The 18,956-nt window shown below is 58.4% G+C and carries 15 protein-coding genes and 6 pseudogenes; 12 read left to right on the forward strand and 9 right to left on the reverse strand.

Features of this window, described 5'->3' with window-relative positions:
• The first annotated feature begins 123 nt into the window (after positions 1-123).
• Complete coding sequence (locus tag OS035_RS28975; protein ID WP_183781035.1) at positions 124-423, forward strand: hypothetical protein; 300 nt, start codon at positions 124-126, stop codon at positions 421-423.
• Positions 424-2,085: 1,662 nt separating this feature from the next.
• Positions 2,086-2,385 (forward strand): hypothetical protein, encoded by a 300-nt coding sequence (locus OS035_RS28980; protein WP_183780624.1) that lies wholly within the window; start codon positions 2,086-2,088, stop codon positions 2,383-2,385.
• A gap of 34 nt (positions 2,386-2,419) precedes the next feature.
• Here OS035_RS28980 and OS035_RS28985 read toward each other — a convergent pair.
• Positions 2,420-2,533, reverse strand: a pseudogene (locus OS035_RS28985) (non-homologous end-joining DNA ligase); the annotation flags it as partial.
• Between the two features lie 191 nt (positions 2,534-2,724).
• On the opposite strand from OS035_RS28985, the gene OS035_RS28990 reads away from it, so the two are divergent.
• The 4 genes and pseudogenes from OS035_RS28990 (at position 2,725) to OS035_RS29005 (ending at position 5,017) form a co-directional block, all read left to right on the forward strand.
• Positions 2,725-3,303, forward strand: coding sequence for a cysteine hydrolase family protein (locus tag OS035_RS28990; RefSeq protein ID WP_331814407.1), 579 nt, complete (start codon positions 2,725-2,727; stop codon positions 3,301-3,303).
• A gap of 73 nt (positions 3,304-3,376) precedes the next feature.
• Entirely contained in the window at positions 3,377-3,775 is a 399-nt protein-coding gene (locus tag OS035_RS28995) for a low affinity iron permease family protein (RefSeq protein ID WP_331814409.1), read from the forward strand.
• A 471-nt stretch (positions 3,776-4,246) separates the two neighbouring features.
• A pseudogene (locus tag OS035_RS29000) lies at positions 4,247-4,657 on the forward strand (zinc-binding dehydrogenase); the annotation flags it as partial.
• Positions 4,658-4,717: 60 nt separating this feature from the next.
• Positions 4,718-5,017 (forward strand): putative quinol monooxygenase, encoded by a 300-nt coding sequence (locus tag OS035_RS29005; protein WP_331814411.1) that lies wholly within the window; start codon positions 4,718-4,720, stop codon positions 5,015-5,017.
• Positions 5,018-5,793: 776 nt separating this feature from the next.
• On the opposite strand, the pseudogene OS035_RS29010 reads toward OS035_RS29005, so the two are convergent.
• The 4 genes and pseudogenes from OS035_RS29010 to OS035_RS29025 form a co-directional block, all read right to left on the reverse strand.
• A pseudogene (locus OS035_RS29010) lies at positions 5,794-6,569 on the reverse strand (ABC transporter permease).
• Positions 6,556-7,323, reverse strand: coding sequence for an ABC transporter ATP-binding protein (locus OS035_RS29015; protein WP_442967720.1), 768 nt, complete (start codon positions 7,321-7,323; stop codon positions 6,556-6,558). Before OS035_RS29015 ends, OS035_RS29010 begins: the two are co-directional and overlap by 14 nt.
• Before the next feature lie 63 nt (positions 7,324-7,386).
• Positions 7,387-8,388, reverse strand: coding sequence for an ABC transporter substrate-binding protein (locus OS035_RS29020; RefSeq protein ID WP_331814415.1), 1,002 nt, complete (start codon positions 8,386-8,388; stop codon positions 7,387-7,389).
• A gap of 45 nt (positions 8,389-8,433) precedes the next feature.
• Positions 8,434-9,516, reverse strand: a complete 1,083-nt coding sequence (locus tag OS035_RS29025; protein ID WP_331814417.1) for a 4-oxalomesaconate tautomerase — start codon at positions 9,514-9,516, stop codon at positions 8,434-8,436.
• A 106-nt stretch (positions 9,517-9,622) separates the two neighbouring features.
• Between OS035_RS29025 and OS035_RS29030 the strand changes: the two genes are divergently transcribed.
• Positions 9,623-10,525 (forward strand): LysR family transcriptional regulator, encoded by a 903-nt coding sequence (locus OS035_RS29030; RefSeq protein WP_331814419.1) that lies wholly within the window; start codon positions 9,623-9,625, stop codon positions 10,523-10,525.
• 353 nt (positions 10,526-10,878) lie between these two features.
• A pseudogene (locus OS035_RS29035) lies at positions 10,879-11,403 on the forward strand (IS30 family transposase); the annotation flags it as partial.
• Positions 11,404-11,633: 230 nt separating this feature from the next.
• On the opposite strand, the gene OS035_RS29040 reads toward OS035_RS29035, so the two are convergent.
• The gene (locus OS035_RS29040; RefSeq protein WP_003555700.1) at positions 11,634-11,897 is read right to left on the reverse strand and encodes a helix-turn-helix domain-containing protein; all 264 of its coding nucleotides are present in this window, start codon (positions 11,895-11,897) and stop codon (positions 11,634-11,636) included.
• A gap of 118 nt (positions 11,898-12,015) precedes the next feature.
• Between OS035_RS29040 and OS035_RS29045 the strand changes: the two genes are divergently transcribed.
• The 4 genes and pseudogenes from OS035_RS29045 to OS035_RS29060 all read left to right on the forward strand — a co-directional run.
• Positions 12,016-12,906 (forward strand): LysR family transcriptional regulator, encoded by an 891-nt coding sequence (locus OS035_RS29045; RefSeq protein ID WP_331814421.1) that lies wholly within the window; start codon positions 12,016-12,018, stop codon positions 12,904-12,906.
• A 271-nt stretch (positions 12,907-13,177) separates the two neighbouring features.
• Positions 13,178-13,429: pseudogene (locus OS035_RS29050) on the forward strand (ArdC-like ssDNA-binding domain-containing protein); the annotation flags it as partial.
• Positions 13,430-14,002: 573 nt separating this feature from the next.
• Positions 14,003-15,694, forward strand: a complete 1,692-nt coding sequence (gene ltrA, locus OS035_RS29055; RefSeq protein ID WP_331814423.1) for a group II intron reverse transcriptase/maturase — start codon at positions 14,003-14,005, stop codon at positions 15,692-15,694.
• Positions 15,695-15,767: 73 nt separating this feature from the next.
• A pseudogene (locus OS035_RS29060) lies at positions 15,768-16,439 on the forward strand (ArdC family protein); the annotation flags it as partial.
• Positions 16,440-16,475: 36 nt separating this feature from the next.
• On the opposite strand, the gene OS035_RS29065 reads toward OS035_RS29060, so the two are convergent.
• The 3 genes from OS035_RS29065 to OS035_RS29075 all read right to left on the reverse strand — a co-directional run bounded on the left by OS035_RS29065 (position 16,476) and on the right by OS035_RS29075 (position 18,803).
• Positions 16,476-16,721 (reverse strand): WGR domain-containing protein, encoded by a 246-nt coding sequence (locus OS035_RS29065; protein ID WP_097630129.1) that lies wholly within the window; start codon positions 16,719-16,721, stop codon positions 16,476-16,478.
• A 91-nt stretch (positions 16,722-16,812) separates the two neighbouring features.
• A complete protein-coding gene (locus OS035_RS29070; protein WP_331814425.1) occupies positions 16,813-18,495 on the reverse strand; it encodes a type IV secretory system conjugative DNA transfer family protein in 1,683 nt (560 codons plus the stop codon).
• Positions 18,492-18,803 carry a mobilization protein gene (locus OS035_RS29075; protein ID WP_331814427.1) on the reverse strand — a complete coding sequence of 104 codons (312 nt, stop codon included), beginning with the start codon at positions 18,801-18,803 and terminating at the stop codon, positions 18,492-18,494. The genes OS035_RS29070 and OS035_RS29075 overlap by 4 nt, the downstream gene beginning before the upstream one ends.
• Positions 18,804-18,956 lie beyond the last annotated feature (153 nt).

Below are 18,956 nucleotides of genomic sequence, written 5' to 3' on the forward strand. Positions count from 1 at the left end.
GCGTCAAGGTGGTCATTCGGCCGAACGGCTAGACTCGACGCGGTACGGCGGAGCGACCCTCCGCCGGGCCTTGAAGACGGCAAAAGCACCTCTAAATCTCCTCGAACCACCAGGAGGCAAGACATGCCAACCAGTCAGCGCGACAAGGTTTCGGCATGCTTTCGGAGGCGGTCCAAGCTTGGTATCGCTTCTACGAACTCGATCCGGACGAGCGTGCAAACCCTCTGTACAGCCGCCCTCGAATTCTATCAGGAGGGTTACAAAACGGCCGAAGAAGTTTCCACCTTGCTCATCGGCACTTATGTCGGCTTCTCGTCGACCAGGGTCAACAGCCTTCGTCAGCTACAGTACCGTTTTCCGCCGGAACCGGAGGTGATCCGGGATCGCGCGTCCGTCGCCGGGTGGCACATAGCCAAAGCGTGATTTTCGGGAAAGCCGCCGTTGGTTGATTCATCGCCAGATGTCCCCGCGCCGCAGGTTGTTATCGCAACAAAATAGCCCCGCCGAAACGGGGCAATTGTGTGAAAGAGGGAAAGGACGAGACCGCGCGGGGGCGGGCGATGTAGAGAGGCTTGCGGGCGCAGGACTCTCGCGCGCGGTCCCGATGCCTTTCGGATGATTACGCACCCGCTGCGGAAAAATGCTTGGGATCCTAGGGCGCAGATCGGCACCTTACGGGCGATGAAAGTGTTTCAGGGCCAATACGAGGCGTCCTCGTCGGCACAGTCTTCAGGGCTCAAGCCTTCTGCTGGAGCGATAGCCAGTAAGCCCGCGCAACGGCCGGTGCATAGTCGGAGGGTTCCTTGCCAAACCACAAGCCTTTCTCAGCCGACAGTTCCCAGATCCGTTTTGTGAAAAGGACGGTGAATTCGTCTTCGTCCAGTACTTGCAAAAAAAGAACCTCCGCAGCCGCCTTGTTGAGGATGGTGCAGGGGGTGGCAGGGGCTTTGCACTCTTGCGATCGGCATTAGATAACACTCGGTGAGTGACGTGGTTCCGGTACTCCTTCGCGATAGGCTTCCGCCGTCACCGAGCCGTGCTCCTTCGCCCAGGTTCGGGCATAGCACCGGACGGTTCGTAACCGCCACGGTAGCCGAGGTCGCGCAAAGCTCAACATGCTAAGCCGTTAGCAGTTTAACGACTTCCTCAATCGTCTCTCTCACTGGATAGTAGCTCGGCGAGGCGTCTTTTCCCAGCACGCTGCTGCTGGTGAAAGCCCTAACGGCGACTACGTGCTCCGGATTGATGAAGACGATTGGAGTGTTGTGGCCCGCGTAGTGGAATGGCACCAGCCTCATCTCATTCCCCCAAGGTTAGCTGTCCCGCCGTGATCTAGAAAAGTTCCCGTTGGTTGCAAGATACCTGGAGTTGACTGCGCGTCTCTCACAAGGAAAACCCTAATAGGCCCTTCAATTGCTCCGGCCGTCATGGACGTTCCTGCACTGGCTGGACTGATTTTATGATTTTCGGAGCTGTTTAGGACAGCTGGCCTTACAGATGCTGACGAACCAGGTGCGAAAAACAGTGCCGGCGGTTGATGCCCGGTGGTTTTGTCAGTTAGTGGTAGCCCTTGAAACTATCCGTTGCACCAGTCATTCCGATGCCTCGGGCTCCAGGTGCGCGAAGCCCTCCCGAAGCAGCTTCTTTCCGATCTCTTCACTATTCGTTCGACAGATGTTGACCGACGGCGGGAGCGTTTGTGTCTTGTCCACCGCGCCGGTCATTACAAACGCAAGCCATTTCAGCCAGTAGCTCTCGTAGCGGTCCTTGGCGACCAGCGCCAGGTCGTTCCTTCAGGCGCCTAAAAAAGCCCCGCCTTCGTAGGACGGGGCTAGTTACGGGCTGCGGTGGGCCGCACATTAAAGTGTAGCATTGGCTGCCGTAACAAATCTCTGCACGGCCCGACTCCTTACGATCGGCAGAGCCAATGGTTCCCATGGCGAAAGATTTTATCAGCCTTTTGGGCAGGCTATGTAACATCTGCTGGTGGATGAATCGCACGTAAGTCGAATTATCTTGATCCGCCGAGCCTGGTGGCACGATCGCACAACCCGGAACCTTCCTGTGCTCTGCCAGTTTGGGGGCATGCCCTATTTGGTCGAAATCCTTCTTCCTGTTACGCATGGCCGGCGGAGCCGGACGAACCTTGACCTTGTCCGCGACGAACTCACGGCGGAGTTCGGAGGAGTAACCCTGCAGATCAGCTCTCCCGCAGAGGGGCTGTGGGAGGACGGTGGGGACGTCGAGCGCGACCGTATTGTCATGGCCGAAGTGATGACTGACGATATCGACTACTCCTGGTGGTCCTCTTACCGCGGGAAACTGGAGGCTCGCTTCCGCCAGGAGAAGATCGTTATCCGCGCAACCTCGATCGAGCGCCTCTGAATTTCGGAAGGATTTGGAATCGCGGTCGTTAGCTCCGCCCGGAGCTATAGGGCGCATCCCGCCTTTTTGCGATGATGCCTTCCAACCCGTGCTCAGAGGCGCTTGCCCGCAGTTGATCGCCGTGGCCCTCGATCTCCTCCGAGAGCCGGCGTTTTGGTCGTTCAGCAAATTGGTCAGAACTGGAAGCGCAATCGACGCCTCGGATCGTCGATGCGCGACGAGTGCAATTCGCTTTAAACACGCTTATCGCCGGTCGTGAACGTGAAAGGTTCCACTTCGTCTTCGTCCGTGGCTGGAACTCGGAGGGGAACCCGCAGGTTTCTGCCAAAGGAGGCTTTAATGGAAAGCGGCTGGATCCACTTGTGCGTCGACATGCAGCGGATGTTCGCGGAGGATACCCCGTGGCACGTCGGCTGGATGAAGAGGGTTTCTCCCGCGGTTGTCGAACTTGCCACATGCTACCCGGAGAGGACGATTTTCACGCGGTTCGTACCGCCGCCGCATCGGGCGGCGGCGCGTGGTATGTGGCGTGCCTACTACGAGAAATGGTGGATGATGACAGGCGAGCATCTTCACGCCGAGCTCGTCGACATCCTGCCAGAACTGCGCCGGCTCGTTCCGCCCGCTGGGGTCTTCGACAAACCCACCTATTCGCCCTGGGTAGACGGAAGACTGGACGCTCATCTGCGGATTGATGGCATCCAAACAATCGTCGTGACCGGGGGCGAAACCGATGTCTGCGTCACAGCCGCGATCTTCGGCGCCATCGATCTCGGCTATCGGGTTATCCTCCTCAAGGACGCCGTTTGCAGCGGCGCCGACGAGACACACGACGCATCGCTGAAGCTGCTTGGAGACCGCTTTTCGGTTCAGTTGGAGATTATGGAGACCGTCGCGTTTCTAACCAGCGTTCGATAAGCGGCTTCGTGCCTCTCATGAGGAACCGCTTCAACCGCCGCGTTACCTTGAGCCGGCCCAACAGGAGTTCACCATGTCTAATGTTTTCTCAAAATTCGCGACGTCCATTGCGGGCATGTCGGGCAAGCCCGGCGCTTTCGTGCTCGCCGTGACCCTTGTTCTCGTCTGGGCGATCTCCGGGCCGTTCTTCGGCTACTCCGAAACCTGGCAGCTCGTAATCAACACGTCGACGACTGTCATCACGTTCCTGATGGTCTTCGTCCTGCAGAACTCGCAGAATCGAGATGGCAAGGCTTTGCAGGCCAAGCTCGACGAGCTCATTCTGACCTCGCAGGCTCAGAACAAGTTCGTTGGGATCGAAAAGCTCGATGAGGAATCCTTGCGCGAGATGAGCAGGACACTCGCCGAAAAAGCGGAGTGCGTCGAGGACGTCGCGGACGAAAAGACAAAGCGCGGGCAAGCATCGGCCTGACGCTCTCATGGGCCGCGAGCGCTCCCCGGGCGGCACACATGGCTTTGAAAGCCGAACGCTCCCGTGTCTGAGGAAACACCGCTTGCGAACATGAGCTCTTCGGCGTCGATCGCGATGGTAGCCTTGGCGCGAGGCGGCCCGAGTTCGGCGGGAGCTGCCGTCCGAGTATCTTTAGATATTCCTACCTGAATCTACATCAGCTTAAAATTATCATCTGACATTGTTGGGACAAAAACGCGGCTTGGTTGCGCCTTGAGTGCTCAGAGCGACGTACAAGATCTAAAAGTCGCTGATCGTTGCTGGCCCGCAAGCTGCTGGTGGCCTGATGACCTCTGGACTGGTTGTCACTCTAATCGTCCGAACTCTCTCTCAGCCGCTCGCTCAGCCACCGCCTCCCAAATGCATTTGTCATGGAAGCCAGTCGTGTCGGCATGCGGTTGAACCCGTGAGGGCCATCCGGCACCACGGCAAGCCTCCGGCAAGCATGAGACGCTTCTTCGCAAACTCGGCGCAAACCAGTTCATCGACTACACCAAGTCTTCCATCAATGCCGTCTCACAGGACTTCGATCTGGTGATGGATGCCGTGGGAGGCGTGAACATGGAGCGCTTCCTAAGTGTGATCAAAGCGGGAGGAACTCTCTTCCTCGTCAACCCGCTGGGATTTTCCGGGCGGGAAGAGGCGACAAGGCGTGGAATTACGGTCTCATCCACACAGGTTCGCTCAAACGGCGCGCAACTGGCCGAGATCGCTCGATTGCTCGATAACGGCACGATTCGCATCGTCATCGACAGCAAGTTTCCGTTGACGAAAACGTCGGCGGCCCATCAGCGCGCTTCGCAAGGGAGCATCCAAGGCAAGGTCGTACTCACGGTGGCTTGATGACCTCAGGTCACACGAACGCAGTCCCCCAGCGAAGGGTCAACAGGTAAGGCAAGCATCATGCTGATAATAACAGGATATATGCACATCGATCCTGCTGAGGTTTCGAAATTTCTTGCGGAACTGAAGGATCTTGCGATCGTGACGAGACAGCGGCCCGGAAACATCTCTTATAATGCCGCACTTGACGATCCCGAGGCGGGTAGGCTGCTGATCGCGGAACGCTGGACCGATCAGGGGGCGCTGAGCGCTCATCTTGATGCGGAGGAGACCAAAGCTTTCGTTGCGCGGTGGCAGGGACGGATGCCGGGCGACCTGAGGAAGTTTGATGCTTCGAATGAAAGGGGCTTGTTGGATTGAAGAATTGTCTCTGCCGCTCGGCCGGGCACCTTCAACAGACCCTCATGGCCAAAAAGACATGCAGGAAAAATGGCGTAGTAACCGTGGGGGCGGGTTAGACGCGTCGAGCTCTGGTAGCCTGCTTCTGATTTCACAGACGGAAAATCGGTGCGAAGCGGGCCGAGAAGCAGTACCTGCATAGACTGAGCATACCCACTGATTCCAGGGAGTTCGATGTGCCGATCACCTTAGCCGTGGGGCCATATCTGACCGGACGGCGTCTGATTCTCGCCCTCCGAAAGCTGGCCGGAGGAGCAAAGGTGAAGGCAGTGGCGCGTCAGGTCGGTTTTGGCAGCGCGACGGCTTGTCCCACGCATTCTTGCGGAAATTTCGGGACTAGTCGTCGGTCCGGTCGCAAGCGCGATAGAGGTCGCCGGGCACACTGTTGGCCTTAGCTTGTCATCGTTGGACTTAGGTTGCAGAGGTTGTTTCGTTGCGTCGAGCTCCGCCGCGATGTGCCCTGGCAGCTGGGGCGTCAGCACGGCGGCGTCGATCTCGACAGGGGCTGTTATCCGAAGCGTTCCTGTGGGCTCCTACGCCGTCTCGGCGACAATCGCGTCGGCTGCATCCACGGACTGCGAAGGCAGATGTCGCCGAAGCTGCAAGAACAGAGCGACGCGAGAGTTGAAGTTCCATACCCATGCTATCCTCCCAATTAGACGCCGAGCAAAAGTCACCCGACAAAAAAGATCGGCCGACCGGCCGATCTGTCTGATGTGATTTTCTGTTGGGATAGCCTATGCGGGCCGCTCTTCCCCCGCGTTCGGTCGCCAGGTGATCAGTTTTTTCTCTGCTATATCGAGGATAAGGTCGATGATGAGAACGAAGACCGCCAAGATGATGATACCGGCGAAGACGCCCACGGCATCGAAGTTGCCTTCCGAACGGGCGATCAGATAGCCGAGACCTGCGGAGGCTCCGAGATATTCGCCGATGATGGCGCCGACGACGGCAAAGCCGACGGATGTGCGCAGCGACGACAAGATCCAGGTCGCAGCAGCCGGAAAGTAGACATGACGCAGCAGATCTGAGCGCCTGGCGCCGAGGATACGGGTATTCGATAACACGACCGGGTTCACTTCGCGCACACCCTGCATCGCGTTGAAGAAGGTGACAAAGAAGACAAGTGTCACCGCAAGCGCAACCTTCGACCAGAGGCCAAGACCCAGCCAAAGAACGAAGATCGGCGCCAGAACGACGCGTGGAATGGCGTTTACCGCCTTGATGAACGGATCAAGCACCCGGGCGACGTAGGGGCTGAGACCCAGCCAGACGCCTGCGCCGCCCCGAGACCGGTCCCGATAATGTATCCAAGCACGGTTTCGCTGAGCGTGATGCCGACATGCTTGTAGAAACCAGGATCACTAACCCAGGAGATCACCTGTTGAACGATGTCGTAAGGTGCCGGGAAGAAGAAGCGGTCAATTGCACCGGAGGTCACACCAAGCTGCCATCCACCTAAAATGGCGACCAGGAGAACGACCTGGATGATACGAATATTAACGGCTTGCATAGCTTTTCTCCACTTCGCCCCGCAGGGACGCCCAGATATCGCGGTAGAGCGTCATGAATTTCGGATCGAGTTTGATTTCGGCGACGTTACGCGGTCGTTCGAGATCGACAGGAAAGCTCTCGATGACACGGCTTTTAGGGCCGGCGGCGAGAACGACGACGCGGTCACCGAGCGCAATTGCCTCCTCCAGATCATGGGTAATCATCACCACGGCGCGGCGGTCTTCCTGCCACAGACGCAGCAATTCGTTCTGCATCAGGTGGCGGGTATGAATATCCAATGCGGAGAAGGGCTCGTCCATCAGAATGACCTTCGGTTCGGTGATCAGTGCCTGCGCCATTTGCACGCGCTTGCGCTGCCCGCCCGAGAGTTGGTGCGGAAACCGGTCTCCAAATCCTTTCAGGCCCACCTTCTCGAGCCAGGCCATAACCCTGGCGCGGCGCTCATCCTCTGGAACGCGGCGGAACATCAAGCCCAGCTCGACATTCTGAAACGCGGTCTTCCAGGGCAGAAGCGCATCCTGCTGGAACAGATATCCGATGTTGTTCTGCACACCCTGGACGGCCGTGCCGTCGATCGACACCTTGCCTTGTGCCGGCTTCAACAGCCCCGCAATGGCGTTCAGGATGGTGGATTTTCCGCATCCGGTAGGGCCGACGATCGAGAGAAACTCCCCATCGCCAACTTTCAGGTTCACGTTCTGCACGGCAACGAACGAACCGAATGCCATGGTCACATCATCGATTGTGACCATGGGTTGGGGTCTGAGTTCCGTCACGGCCTCTAGCTTTCTGACTGGCGAAGACATCACAGATCCTCAGTTTCCGCTCTTGGAGGTCGCAGCCTCGACGAACTTGTTGGTGTAGGTGCTGTTGAGGTCGATCGTCGCCTGGGCGACGGATTCGTTGAAGCTCTTCAGCACCGCTAATGGCGTCTCCAAATCGGCTGGGACAAACTTGCCGTCCTCGGAGAAAATCGCCTTCGCCGCCTCGACCGCCTTGATGTAGGTCTGTTTGTCACCGGAGACGTAGTCCTCCGGAAGCTTTTCGACGATCTCCTCCGCGGAATGCTGTTTCATCCAGTGCAGCGCCCGAACTGTGGCGTTGGTGAGCTTCTGGATCACATCAGGATTGGCTTTGATGTAGTCCTGCGTGGCATACAGCACGGAGGTCGGATAGATGCCGCCGTAGACATCCTTGGCACCCTGGTCGCTGCGGGCATCGATCAGGATCTTGCCCAGTCCACGCTCGACGACGATCGTCGCAGCAGGATCGTAATTAACAAGCAAATCGATCTTCCCCTGCTGCAGGGCGGCGACCGCCGCGGCGCCTGAACCCACACCAATAATGGAGATGTCGTCTTCGCTCAGCTTATGCTGCTTCAAGTAGTAGCGAATGAAGAAATCCGAGGAGGAGCCGGGCGATGTAATGCCGACCTTCATGCCCTTGATCGTCTCGGGCTTCGCCGGGTCGAACTGAGTGTCTTTCTTGCCTGCGAGAACCAGCCCGGAATTGCGTGCAAGCTGCACGAAGCCGACCACATGCTTGTTCTGGGACTGCATCTGGATCGTGTGATCGTAGAAACCGACGGCCACATCCGTGGACCCTGCGACGAGCGCCTGCAGAACCTTCGATCCGCCTTGGGCAAAGTTCTCGGTCGTCACGTCAAGGCCCTCGTCCTTGTAGAAGCCGAGGCTCGCCGCCACTGGAAAAGGCAGATTGTTAAGGTTGTACGAACCGACACTCATTCTGACCGATTCGGCATTGACAGATGTCGCCAGCGCACAGAGCGCGGCTGCCGCAAGAAAATATTCACGCATGAGGGTCTCCTCCCTGTTTCATGTGTTGTGACAGTATGGCCGTCTTTAAGCTGCGTGTTCAATTGCAGCGATTGGCTTGGCGAAGGCGAAGCCTTCGAATAGTCTCCGAGCCGTTCTGACGAGCCCGGCGGTAATTGCACCGTTTCGCATTTCCAACTGTACATCGAGGCGCCCGGCAGGATGTTCGATACGGACCTGGGTCGGCACAGAAAGACGTCCTGCCATATCATAGGCAATCGAGCCTTCGGTTACAGCCGCGGTCGCAAGACCAACAGCGCCCGTCGTTGCCAGTGAAGGATGGCAGTCATTGGGCATAAAGTATCGGACGGAAAGAGTGCCGCCGTTGCGGGCAGGCGCGACCAGGACCGGTTTTGGAATAACCATGTCGCTCACATCACCCATCCCCATCAGGGTCCCGGCGATGACGCGGATGCGGTTCATACGGTTGATGAGATCGCTGTTGCCAGTGAGCGCCTGCGGGTACTCATAACCCGTAACGCCTAGATCGGTCGCGCGCATCAGGACCATGGGGATAGCGCAGTCTATCGCCGTCACCTTCACGCCGTCGATCATGTTTACGGCTTTGCCTGTCGGCAGTAACTTGCCGGTTTTTGCACCAGCGGCATCCATGAAGGTCAAGGCAATCGGTGCTGCTAGCCCCGGTACACCATCGATCGAAGCGTCACCGAGATAAATAACTTCGCTACCGCGTGTCGGAACCTTTGCTTCGATCAGCTTACCGGTATTGACGTTATGAATGCGCACCAGCGTGTCGTTGTCCTGGGCCGCAACAAGCCCCGCCTCGATTGCAAACGGACCGACGGCAGCCAGCATATTTCCACAGTTGGGGGAGTAGTCGACATACTGCCGGTCAGTCCGAACCTGTGCGAAGAGATAGTCGATGTCGGCACCCTTGATCGTCGAAGGACCTATAATAGCGACTTTCGACGTGACGGGATTGCCTCCACCGATGCCGTCGATCTGCAGGGGGTGGCCTGAACCCATAATGGAGAGAAGGGCCGCGTCCCGTTCGGCCCGCTCACGGGGGAGATCTGACGCGAGAAAGAACGGCCCACGCGATGTTCCGCCACGCATCAGCACACACGGAATCTTGAGCAGATCGTTCATAGCGCATCCTCAATCTTGCATTTGGCGTATTAATGTCGCTCGTTGTTGCAATATGGGGAAAGAAATATAATCTGTTAAATGCAATGTTCGGAAGGTTTATTGCGATATGAGCATAAATTGCGAAATTCTTGATCTGCGAGCGTTTCAGTCTGTGGTTGAGTTGAGAAGCTTCCACCGAGCAGCTGACGCGCTGAACATTTCGCAACCGGCGCTGACGCGCCGTATCCAAAAACTGGAGCAGGCGATCGGCGCGCCGCTTCTTGAGAGGACCACCCGGCATGTCGCGCCGACGGCAATGGGCCAGGAGGTCATGCCCCTTGTCCGGCGAATGCTGGAGGAGTTCGATGGATCGCTTTTTGCCATGAAAGACGGCGCGCAGCGACGCGGGCTTATCACGATGGCCTGCGTCCCAACTGCCGCTTTTTACTTTCTTCCCACCGTCATCAAGACATTCAGCCAGCAATATCCGTATATTCGGTTGCGGATCCGAGATCTGACGGCAAACGAGGGTCTGCAGGCGGTGGCACGGGGCGAAGTGGAATTCGGGATAAACTTGATGGGGAACTCCGACCCCGATCTGGTTTTTGAGCCTCTCATTGATGACCCGTTTGTCCTGGCGATGCGGAAAGACCATCCTCTTGCAGCTTTTGAGACGATCCAATGGGATCAACTGGAGCCATACCCGCTGGTCGTTGTTGACCGCTCCAGCGGGAATAGGACACTCTTGGACGGCGCGTTAGCGCGGCACAATCTAAAGCTGAACTGGTTTTATGAAGTGACCCATCTCAACACCTCGCTTGGCCTCGTGGAGGCCGGACTTGGGATCTCAGTGCTGCCGCGACTGGCCACTCCTCAGGATGAGCACCCGTTCCTCATCACCCGACCAATTGTTGATCCTGTAGTCTCGCGAACGATCGGGATTGTTCAAAGGCGGAGCGGCGCACTATCCCCCGCGGCTGAAAAATTCGTTGAGATGCTCTTGAAGACTTGGAAAACGCCTGGTCCTTAACCACCGGATCAAATTCCATTGAGGTCGGATGCGCAGCGTAACCGCGAGTGCATTCTGGCGGCGGCTGAGGCCGTGTCTATGGAAAGAGGTGCGGCCACCCCCTGACGCCGTTGCAAAACGCGCAGGCGTCTGGATCACAAGCCTCTCCCGGCGCTTCCCGACTCGAGAAGATCTTTTAGCCGCGTATTAAGTGCTCGACTTTTGGCGCCGTGTAACGAAGCCTTACGCAAGACGCGGGTGTGGACCATGAAAAATAATTGGCTTGCCAGCGCGCGCAGAGGTTGGCTTAGAGTCAAAACAAAACGGTTGAATTTTCCGAGGTTCCATAAATCTGCTTACGCCGCTGAGACTTGCCGCTCGACTACAGAATCTCCCAACGACCTGATTTTATTGATGATCGATCACAGTTCGGGCATTGGGAGGGCGATCTCCTGATCTTCCGGCGTGAACTCGGAGAGACCAACGTCACCTCTCTCGTCGAGCGCAAGAGCCGCTATACGGTGATGATCAAGAACCGCAGCCGTCACTCGCGACCGATCATGGACAAGATCATCCATGCCTTCTCACCATTGCCGTCTTTTGCACGCCGAAGCTTCACCTTTGATCGCGGCACGGAGTTCTCCGCCTTCAGGGCTTTGGAAGATGGGATCGGCGCCAGGAGCTGGTTCTGCGATCCCAATTCGCCTTGGCAGAAAGGCGCTGTCGAGAACACCAACAAGCGCATTCGACGCTTCATGCCTGGCGATACGGATCTGTCCAACGTCGCTCAGAAGCAACTTGTCGACCTCGCCCATCACCTGAATTCGCTGCCAAGAAAGTGCTTGGGCTACAAAACACCGGCCGAGGTCTTCATGGCGCATTTGCGTGAATGCGGCTGATCCCCTACCCTTCAAACGCCCATGTTGCACTTGGTGTAGATTCTCCATACTGTTTGGTTCTATTCCCAGCAGAGTCGAGCTTAAACACCATATCGGACAGCACAGACCAATCAGAGTGCTCATTTGCACTGCGATTTCCGATAGCGATTGAAGCGCGAAAGAACCTGCCGCCTGACATTGTGACGATCCCTCAGATCAAATCGGAGCCAAGGCTTTTCCTGCACGGATGATCAAGCCTTTGGCTTTCGCCCCGCCTTCATTGGCTCTGGCTTGCCTTCGGACGGTAACGGTTCAGAGAAAAACTCCGAGATATCAATCGAGAGCGCGATTGCAAGTCGATCCATAAGATCAATGGAGGCATTGTGCTTGCCTCTCTCCAAATCGCTGATAACGGTTCGGTCCACCTGCGCGTCCACAGCGAGGTTCTCCTGTGTGACTTTCCGCGAGACCCTGAGATTTCGCAGGTTCCAAGCTATGCGAGCGCGAGTGTCCATATCTCATGGCCACCATCTTGCATTGCGTAAATCCATCGGATATATCCGACATATTACCATTGTTGTCGTAGTTGATCGTCGAATGATGCGATGAAGGGCTTCAAGAGGAGACGTGCAAATGGAACTACGCCAGCTCTCCTACTTCGTCGCGGTGGCCGAGGAACTGCATTTCGGCCGGGCGGCCGCCAAGGTGCGCATCGCCCAGCCGGCGCTCAGCAATCATGTGCAGGCGCTGGAGCGCGAACTTGGCTGCGCGCTGTTCATCCGCTCGACCAGGCGGGTGGAACTCACAAGGGCAGGGGAGATCTTCCACGAGCGCTGCGTCGGGATCCTGAGCGAGGTCGATCTGTCCGCCGAGATCACCAGGGCGGTGGCCGGCAAGACGATAAGGCAGATCAGGATCGGCACCGTCTATCCGGCGACCACCGGCGTGCTGCCGGCGTTTCTTTTAAAGATCGCCCGCAAGTACCCGGATATCCGCATCCATATATCAAGCGGCAATACCGGCGACATCATCCGCGGCCTGGAAAACGGCCAGATCAATCTGGGCTTCATCCGGCCGGTGGAAAACATCGGCTCGTTGCGCTTCTCCTCGATCGCCCATGAACGGTATCTCTTGGCGGTCGCCAGGACAAACCCACTGGCGGAGCAGACGGAGATCGCCATCGACGACCTGCGCTCGGAAAAGATCATCGCCTTCAACCGCAAGAACCTCTCCTACACCGAGCGGTACTTCAATGAGAAGTTCGAGGAATACGATCTGACCGGCAACATCGCCTATAGCTGCGACGACACCTATTCACTGGTGTCGCTGGTCTCGGCCGGCCTTGGCATCGGCTTTGCGCCGGAATGGACCGAGGGCCTGCCGAACCGGGCCTTCGAGCTGAAGGCGGTGAGGGGCATCGACTTTAGGATCGGGCTTGGTGTTGCCTGGAACAAGGAGGATCCGACCGCCTCGCGCGATGACATCGTCGACATCGCGAGGTCACTGGGACGGCCGGCCAGGTAGGCGAGCTGCGCCGCGTCTCATTTGTGACGCGAGCGGCGTGATGCCGCCTCGCGGGGTTTGCCATGTCCGCCTCCGTCTGAACCTCCCCCGTTTGATTGCGGCCATCGCGTCCTGCCCCGGCTTTTGGTCCTGCCAGGCTCGCGCCGCCGGCAACGGCTTTGCCGTCCTCCACTTCGTTGCGGCCCTGCGGGTGCAGGCAGCGCTTGCAGCCCGGCTTTCGGACCGCCGTAGCAGGTCGCGATGGCCGCGACCTCGAAACGGAGGTTCCAACATGAGCAGCCAGCAATCCAATCAACGATCCGATATCTACAGCCGCATCACCAACACGATCATCGCCGATCTCAAACAGGGCGTGCGGCCATGGACCAGACCCTGGACGACGGGACATGCAACGGCCGAGATCAGCCGGCCACTGCGCCACAACGGCCAACCCTACACCGGGATCAACGTCCTGCTGCTGTGGTCGGAAGCCATCTCCCGCGGCTTTGCCTCATCACGCTGGATGACGTTTCGCCAGGCAGTGCGACGTGAAAGTCGCATGAAAGGAGTGACCCCATGGGTCCATGAGTAGTGTTCAACTCTGTCGCCACATTCCCCATGCGACGTCGGTAACGGCGTGGTGTGAAGCGGGAATGAAAGCCCAAGATGGAAATGCAGCCAACGCATTTTGTCGGGCGAGGCGAAGGTCGGAAGGGCGAACGCGAGTGAATTCTCATGGAAACGCGCCGTGAGGTAGTAAGGCCGTAACCGTTGGTTGACACGGCCGAGCTGGGCAAATGCGAACTGGGGTGAGCTTGGCCCCACCGCGAACACCGCGCCCCGGCGTACTGAGAGCGCCCGCCCCGACCGCATCTCCTTCATGTGGAACACGGAAACCCCGATGGGAACCGGTGGCAACGCCGGTAGGCCGACCGCAAGGGAAGCTGAATGCCCAGCGGGAACAGGAAGACCCAAGAAGCGAATGCCGGCAGATCGAAAGATCAAGGGAATCCATAACCTGCCGGATAGAGCAATGCTCAAGCCGAAAGGCTGCTGACGTGGGTTTGGTGAACCGCCTGAAGACGTTGTGATGATTGCTAACCGAGGGAAAAGTTAGGTGCGGAATTCTTCTGCAAACGGAACCAAGGGACAGACCGACTGGAATGCCGTCAACTGGCGGCAAGTCAATCGGCGCGTCCGCAATCTGAGACAGCGCATCTTCCGGGCGTCCCGTGAGAACGACCTTGCCAAGGTGCGTTCTTTACAGAACCTGATGCTTCGGAGTTACTCAAACACGCTGAAAAGCGTGCGACAGGTCACTCAGGAGAACAAGGGAAAATACACTGCTGGCGTAGACGGCATCGTCACGACGACCGTCGAGGCTCGCAACGAGTTGGCCGACAGCCTCATGTCGGTTCAGCCGTGGCAAGCAGCGCCAGCGCGTAGGGTGTATATTCCGAAGGCAGGCGGGAAACTGCGCCCCCTTGGAATCCCAATCATCCGTGACCGAGCTTTGCAGGCGCGGGTGAAAAACGCGCTCGAACCCTTCTGGGAGGCACGCTTCGAGCCTTGCAGCTATGGGTTCAGGCCGGGACGGGGATGCCACGATGCCATAGCGAGAATCTACAATGTCGCCGCACCAGTGCGCCGCCGCCGATGGGTTCTCGATGCTGACATCAAAGGGGCGTTCGATAACATCGACCATGAATTCCTGCTCAACGCCATCGAAGGGTTCCCTGCAAAGGAGCTCATTCGTCAGTGGCTGAAAGCGGGGTACATGGAGCGCGGGGTCTTTCACGACAGCGATAGTGGTACGCCGCAAGGTGGCGTGATCAGTCCTCTGCTCGCCAACATCGCCCTGCACGGCATGGAGGCCGCGGTTGGTGTGAAATACATCACCCGCGGCGACAATGTCGGCAAGCGGTGTTTGATCCGCTACGCAGACGATTTTGTCGTCTTCTGCGATAGCGAAGAAGATGCGTGTCAGGCTCGGGTGGAACTATCCGCCTGGCTGGCAGCGCGGGGCCTTGTCCTCTCAGACGAGAAGACGCGGATAGTGCATCTATCCGATGGGTTCGACTTCCTCGGCTTCAACATCCGCCAATATCGGAGTCCGGAAACCCGATGGGGCTGGAAGCTGTTGATCAAGCCTTCCCGGAAATCGGTGAAATCGCTTAAAGCCAGGATGATACGGGAATGGCGAGGACTGGACGGTCAGAACATAGTCACCGTCCTTACTCGGCTAAACCCGATCATTCGAGGCTGGAGCAACTATTACCGGAGCGTGGTATCGAAACGGCTATTCGCCCAACTCGACAGCTGGATCTTTGGCAAAGAGGTCCGTTGGGCGCGGAAGACACATCCGCAAAAGCCATGGTACTGGGTCACGCGCAAATACTGGGGTAAGTTACACCCCAAGAGAATGGACTACTGGGTCTTCGGCGATGCTGCCGGAGACGGCGGTCGTCTCATCAAGTTTGCGTGGACCCCGATCGTTCGACATATCCTTGTGAAAGGGGGCGCATCGCCAGATGATCCAGCCCTCCGAGACTATTGGGTGCGGCGAAGATCGCGTCAGCATGCCGAGCTTTCCGGTCGGCAACAGGCTCTCGCCAAAGAACAAGGAGGCATGTGCTTCCGCTGCGGTGAGACCCTGCACAACGACGAGGCCCTGTGCGTTCACCACATCACGGCACCTCGCCTTGGTGGGAAACGCACGCTCGATAATCAGCGCCTCATGCACCTCTACTGCCATCTCCAGGCTCTTGCTGCGGAGAGGAGTGTACGGGATCGCAAGCGGTTTGCTTGAGCCGTGTGCGGGGAAACTCGCAAGCACGGTTCTGAGGGGGCGGGGCAGCGGCGACGCTGCCCCGCTACCCGACATCGAACTCGGCGGCGCCGTTCGCAAGGGCGAAACCGGCACGACCGTGGTCTTCGCCAGCTCGTTCATCCGCACCGAGACGACCGAGACGGGGACCGAGATCGAACAGGACATTCCATTCCTCAAAGCCTACACGGTGTTCAATACCGATCAGATCGCCGGCCTTGATGGCCGCTTTGACGACGGCGCACCTTGCCAGGATCCGATGAGCCGCATCGGCGATGCCGGCCGCTTCCTTGCCAATACCGGGGCGCTGATCCGCCACGGAGGATCGGCTGCCTATTATGCCGCTCAGCGTGATTACATCCAGATGCCATGCCCAGATGCCTTCCGGGACGATGCTTCCTATGTCGCCGTCCTCAGCCACGAGATCACGCATTGGACCGGCGCGCCGCAAAGGCTTGATCGCGATCTCAGCCGCTACGCCAAAGACAGGAGCGATCGTGCCCGCGAGGAACTGATTGCCGAACTCGGCAGCGCGTTTCTCTGCGCCGATCTCGGCATCGTCCCGGAGCTCGAACCACGCCCCGACCACGCATGCTATCTCGATGGCTGGCTGAAGGTTCTGGGCAACGACAAGCGTGCCATCTTCTCGGCGGCAGCACATGCCCAGCGCGCGCTCGACTACCTGCATTCCCTGCAGCCGGAACTCGACGAGGAGGAGGCGGCGTGAGCCGTCTCTTTCAGGCATAAGAGACGCGGATGCGGATCACCGTAGGACCCGATAGCCTCGCGACCGCTTCCTGCGCAAAAGGGTGAGCAGGAGATCGACGGCTTTTGCCTCGTTGTCGAAGATATTGATCTTCTGCTCCCCGCGGCTGCCGATGCGTCCCCAGCTGCGCACCAGCGATGTCCCGCCGAAGAGGTTCGGCTCGATCGACAGCGCATAAAAGCGGGCCATGTTCTTCGATGGGTCGATGCGTTCGATGTAGAGACGATAAGGCTGAACTGTCATGCGGGAAGAATCGCAAAGACCAGTTGCTCGCGTCCAACGACATTTGTGAATCGATCCGGCTGGATCGATTCACGTTGGTGATGTCGCCTCGTCAGATCGGTGATGCAGTGAACAATCCGACGAATTCCGGATCGGCATAATAGCGCAGCTTTGTCGCGACGATGGGCCTCTGGCCGGCGATGAACAGCAGCTCGGTCTCGGCATGCATGTTGCGGACTTCGTCGGGCGTCAGAAGTGGTCGGGCGACATGCTGCTCGGCGAAGGAGAGGCCGGTCCTTTCCGCATCGAGCGCGCGCGCCGCGGTGTTGAACACCACGGTCTCCTGGCCAAGCAGATCGGATACCAGACGGGCGCTGTCGTGATCATTGACGCCGAACACTTGCAGCACGCCGACGTTGGACAGAAACGTGCCGGCACGCTGGCCATAGGTGGCGCGCAGCTGATGAATGTCCTGGATGATCGGCCAGAGTTGCACACCGTAACCTGCCATCAATCCCATGGCCCGTTCGATCGGCGCCAGATGACCAAGGGCGGTAAACTCGTCGAGCAGATAGAGAACCGGTGGCGCAGATGAATGCGGCGAGGGTAGGGTTCGCGCCATCTCGGTCAGGCTTTGGGCCACCAGCAAACGCAGCCAACGCGAGTAGGCCGCAAGCCTGTCTGGCGGCAAGACCAGGAACACGGTCGCCTTGTCTGCCTTGAGGTCAGCGAACCGAAAGTCCGAGCACCCCAACACCCCGGTCATGCGCGGACTGTCGAGGAAATGCGTGTGTCGTTGGGCCGCCGAAAGCACACCGCTGGCCTCACGGTCCGACTTGCCAAGGTGGCGATTGGCGGCCCGCGCAATCAGTCCGTTGACCGCGTCACTTGCCTGCATCTCGTCCAGCACGGCACGGAACGCTTCCGGCGCCAGCGTCAGCAAATGCCTGAGTGTGGTCAGCGTGCGCCTGTCGTCTGGCTGGCTGGCGATCACATGCAGCAGCAATCCAGCAATCAGCGCTTTGGCTTCCTCGTTCCAATGCGCATCACCTGACAAGCCCGGTTCGTCGAACACGAGTGCGTCGGCAAGTGTCGTCGCATCCTCGGCGACATCGACGCTGTCTGGATCAACGCCGTCGATCGGATTGAAGGCAGCCGAAGGTCTGCCGGTGATGCCGAATGGATCGACGATATGAACCGGCTCGAACGTCTCGCGTGCATCACCGGCGATGATCGCATTCTCGCCTTTCGGATCGATGCAGATGATCGAGCGGTCGGCGGTCAGAAGGTTCGGGATGATGGTGCCGACACCCTTGCCGCTGCGCGTCGGTGCCATGGTCAGAAGATGAGCCGGCCCGTCATATCGCAGCAAGCGACCGGAACCTTGCGCGCGGCCGATCAGCAGGCCACTGCCGGGCTTGGTGAGCGGCGCAATCTCTCTTCGGCCGGCAAAGCGCGCAGACCCGTGCGTGTCGTCGCTGACAGTCCCGAAATGCGTGATCAACGGAACGGACAACAATCGAATGAGCAGCACGATGGCAAATGCCATCACCACCCAGTCGCCGACATGCCAGACGATGTCACCTCTGCTGCCGCCGAGGATCACGCGTCTGAGGTAGTCGATCCCGAAGTAGACGGTGAACACGACAAGCAAATAGCCGACCGCACCCATGACAAACGACTTGGCATATCGCAGCGGAAACGTGATCAGGGCGACGATCGCCCAGAGCGGATCGCGGGACGCCAGGCGCATCATGTTTGCGAAGGCAGTCTTGATCTGGTTGGCATGGATCATGATGGCGCACTCCCGTTGCCGATATTGCTAATAGACGGCTCATTTGCCTGCGGCTTCAGCAGATCGTCGAACAGATCCCGATCGCCATCGCGGGTGAGGAATTTTGGCAGTTCGGATCTGAGCCAGGCTGCCAGTCCGCCGCCGATCTGCACTTCGCGATCATTCTCCAGCCGATGCAGCACAAGTGCGCCGATCAACACCTTGCGGCGTGTGTCGATGGCGCGTTCCTGCTTGCTGAGCCGGATCTGCAATGTCTTTCGCTGCGCTTCCAGCTGCGCCAGCCGTTCCCCAATGGTTTTGCGTGCCACTGTCGTTGTCTCCCTTCTCGTCGATAAGCGATCGGCCCGGCGCCATCAGGACAATGACCGCACACGATCGCATGCCCGGATGCTGCAGCGACGGGTGCATGTCGGCTACCCGCAAATCTGCGCGTGGAAGCGACCGGGTGAACGGCTTACGAG

The organism is Rhizobium sp. 268 (genome assembly GCF_036571585.1).
GTDB lineage: Bacteria > Pseudomonadota > Alphaproteobacteria > Rhizobiales > Rhizobiaceae > Rhizobium > Rhizobium redzepovicii.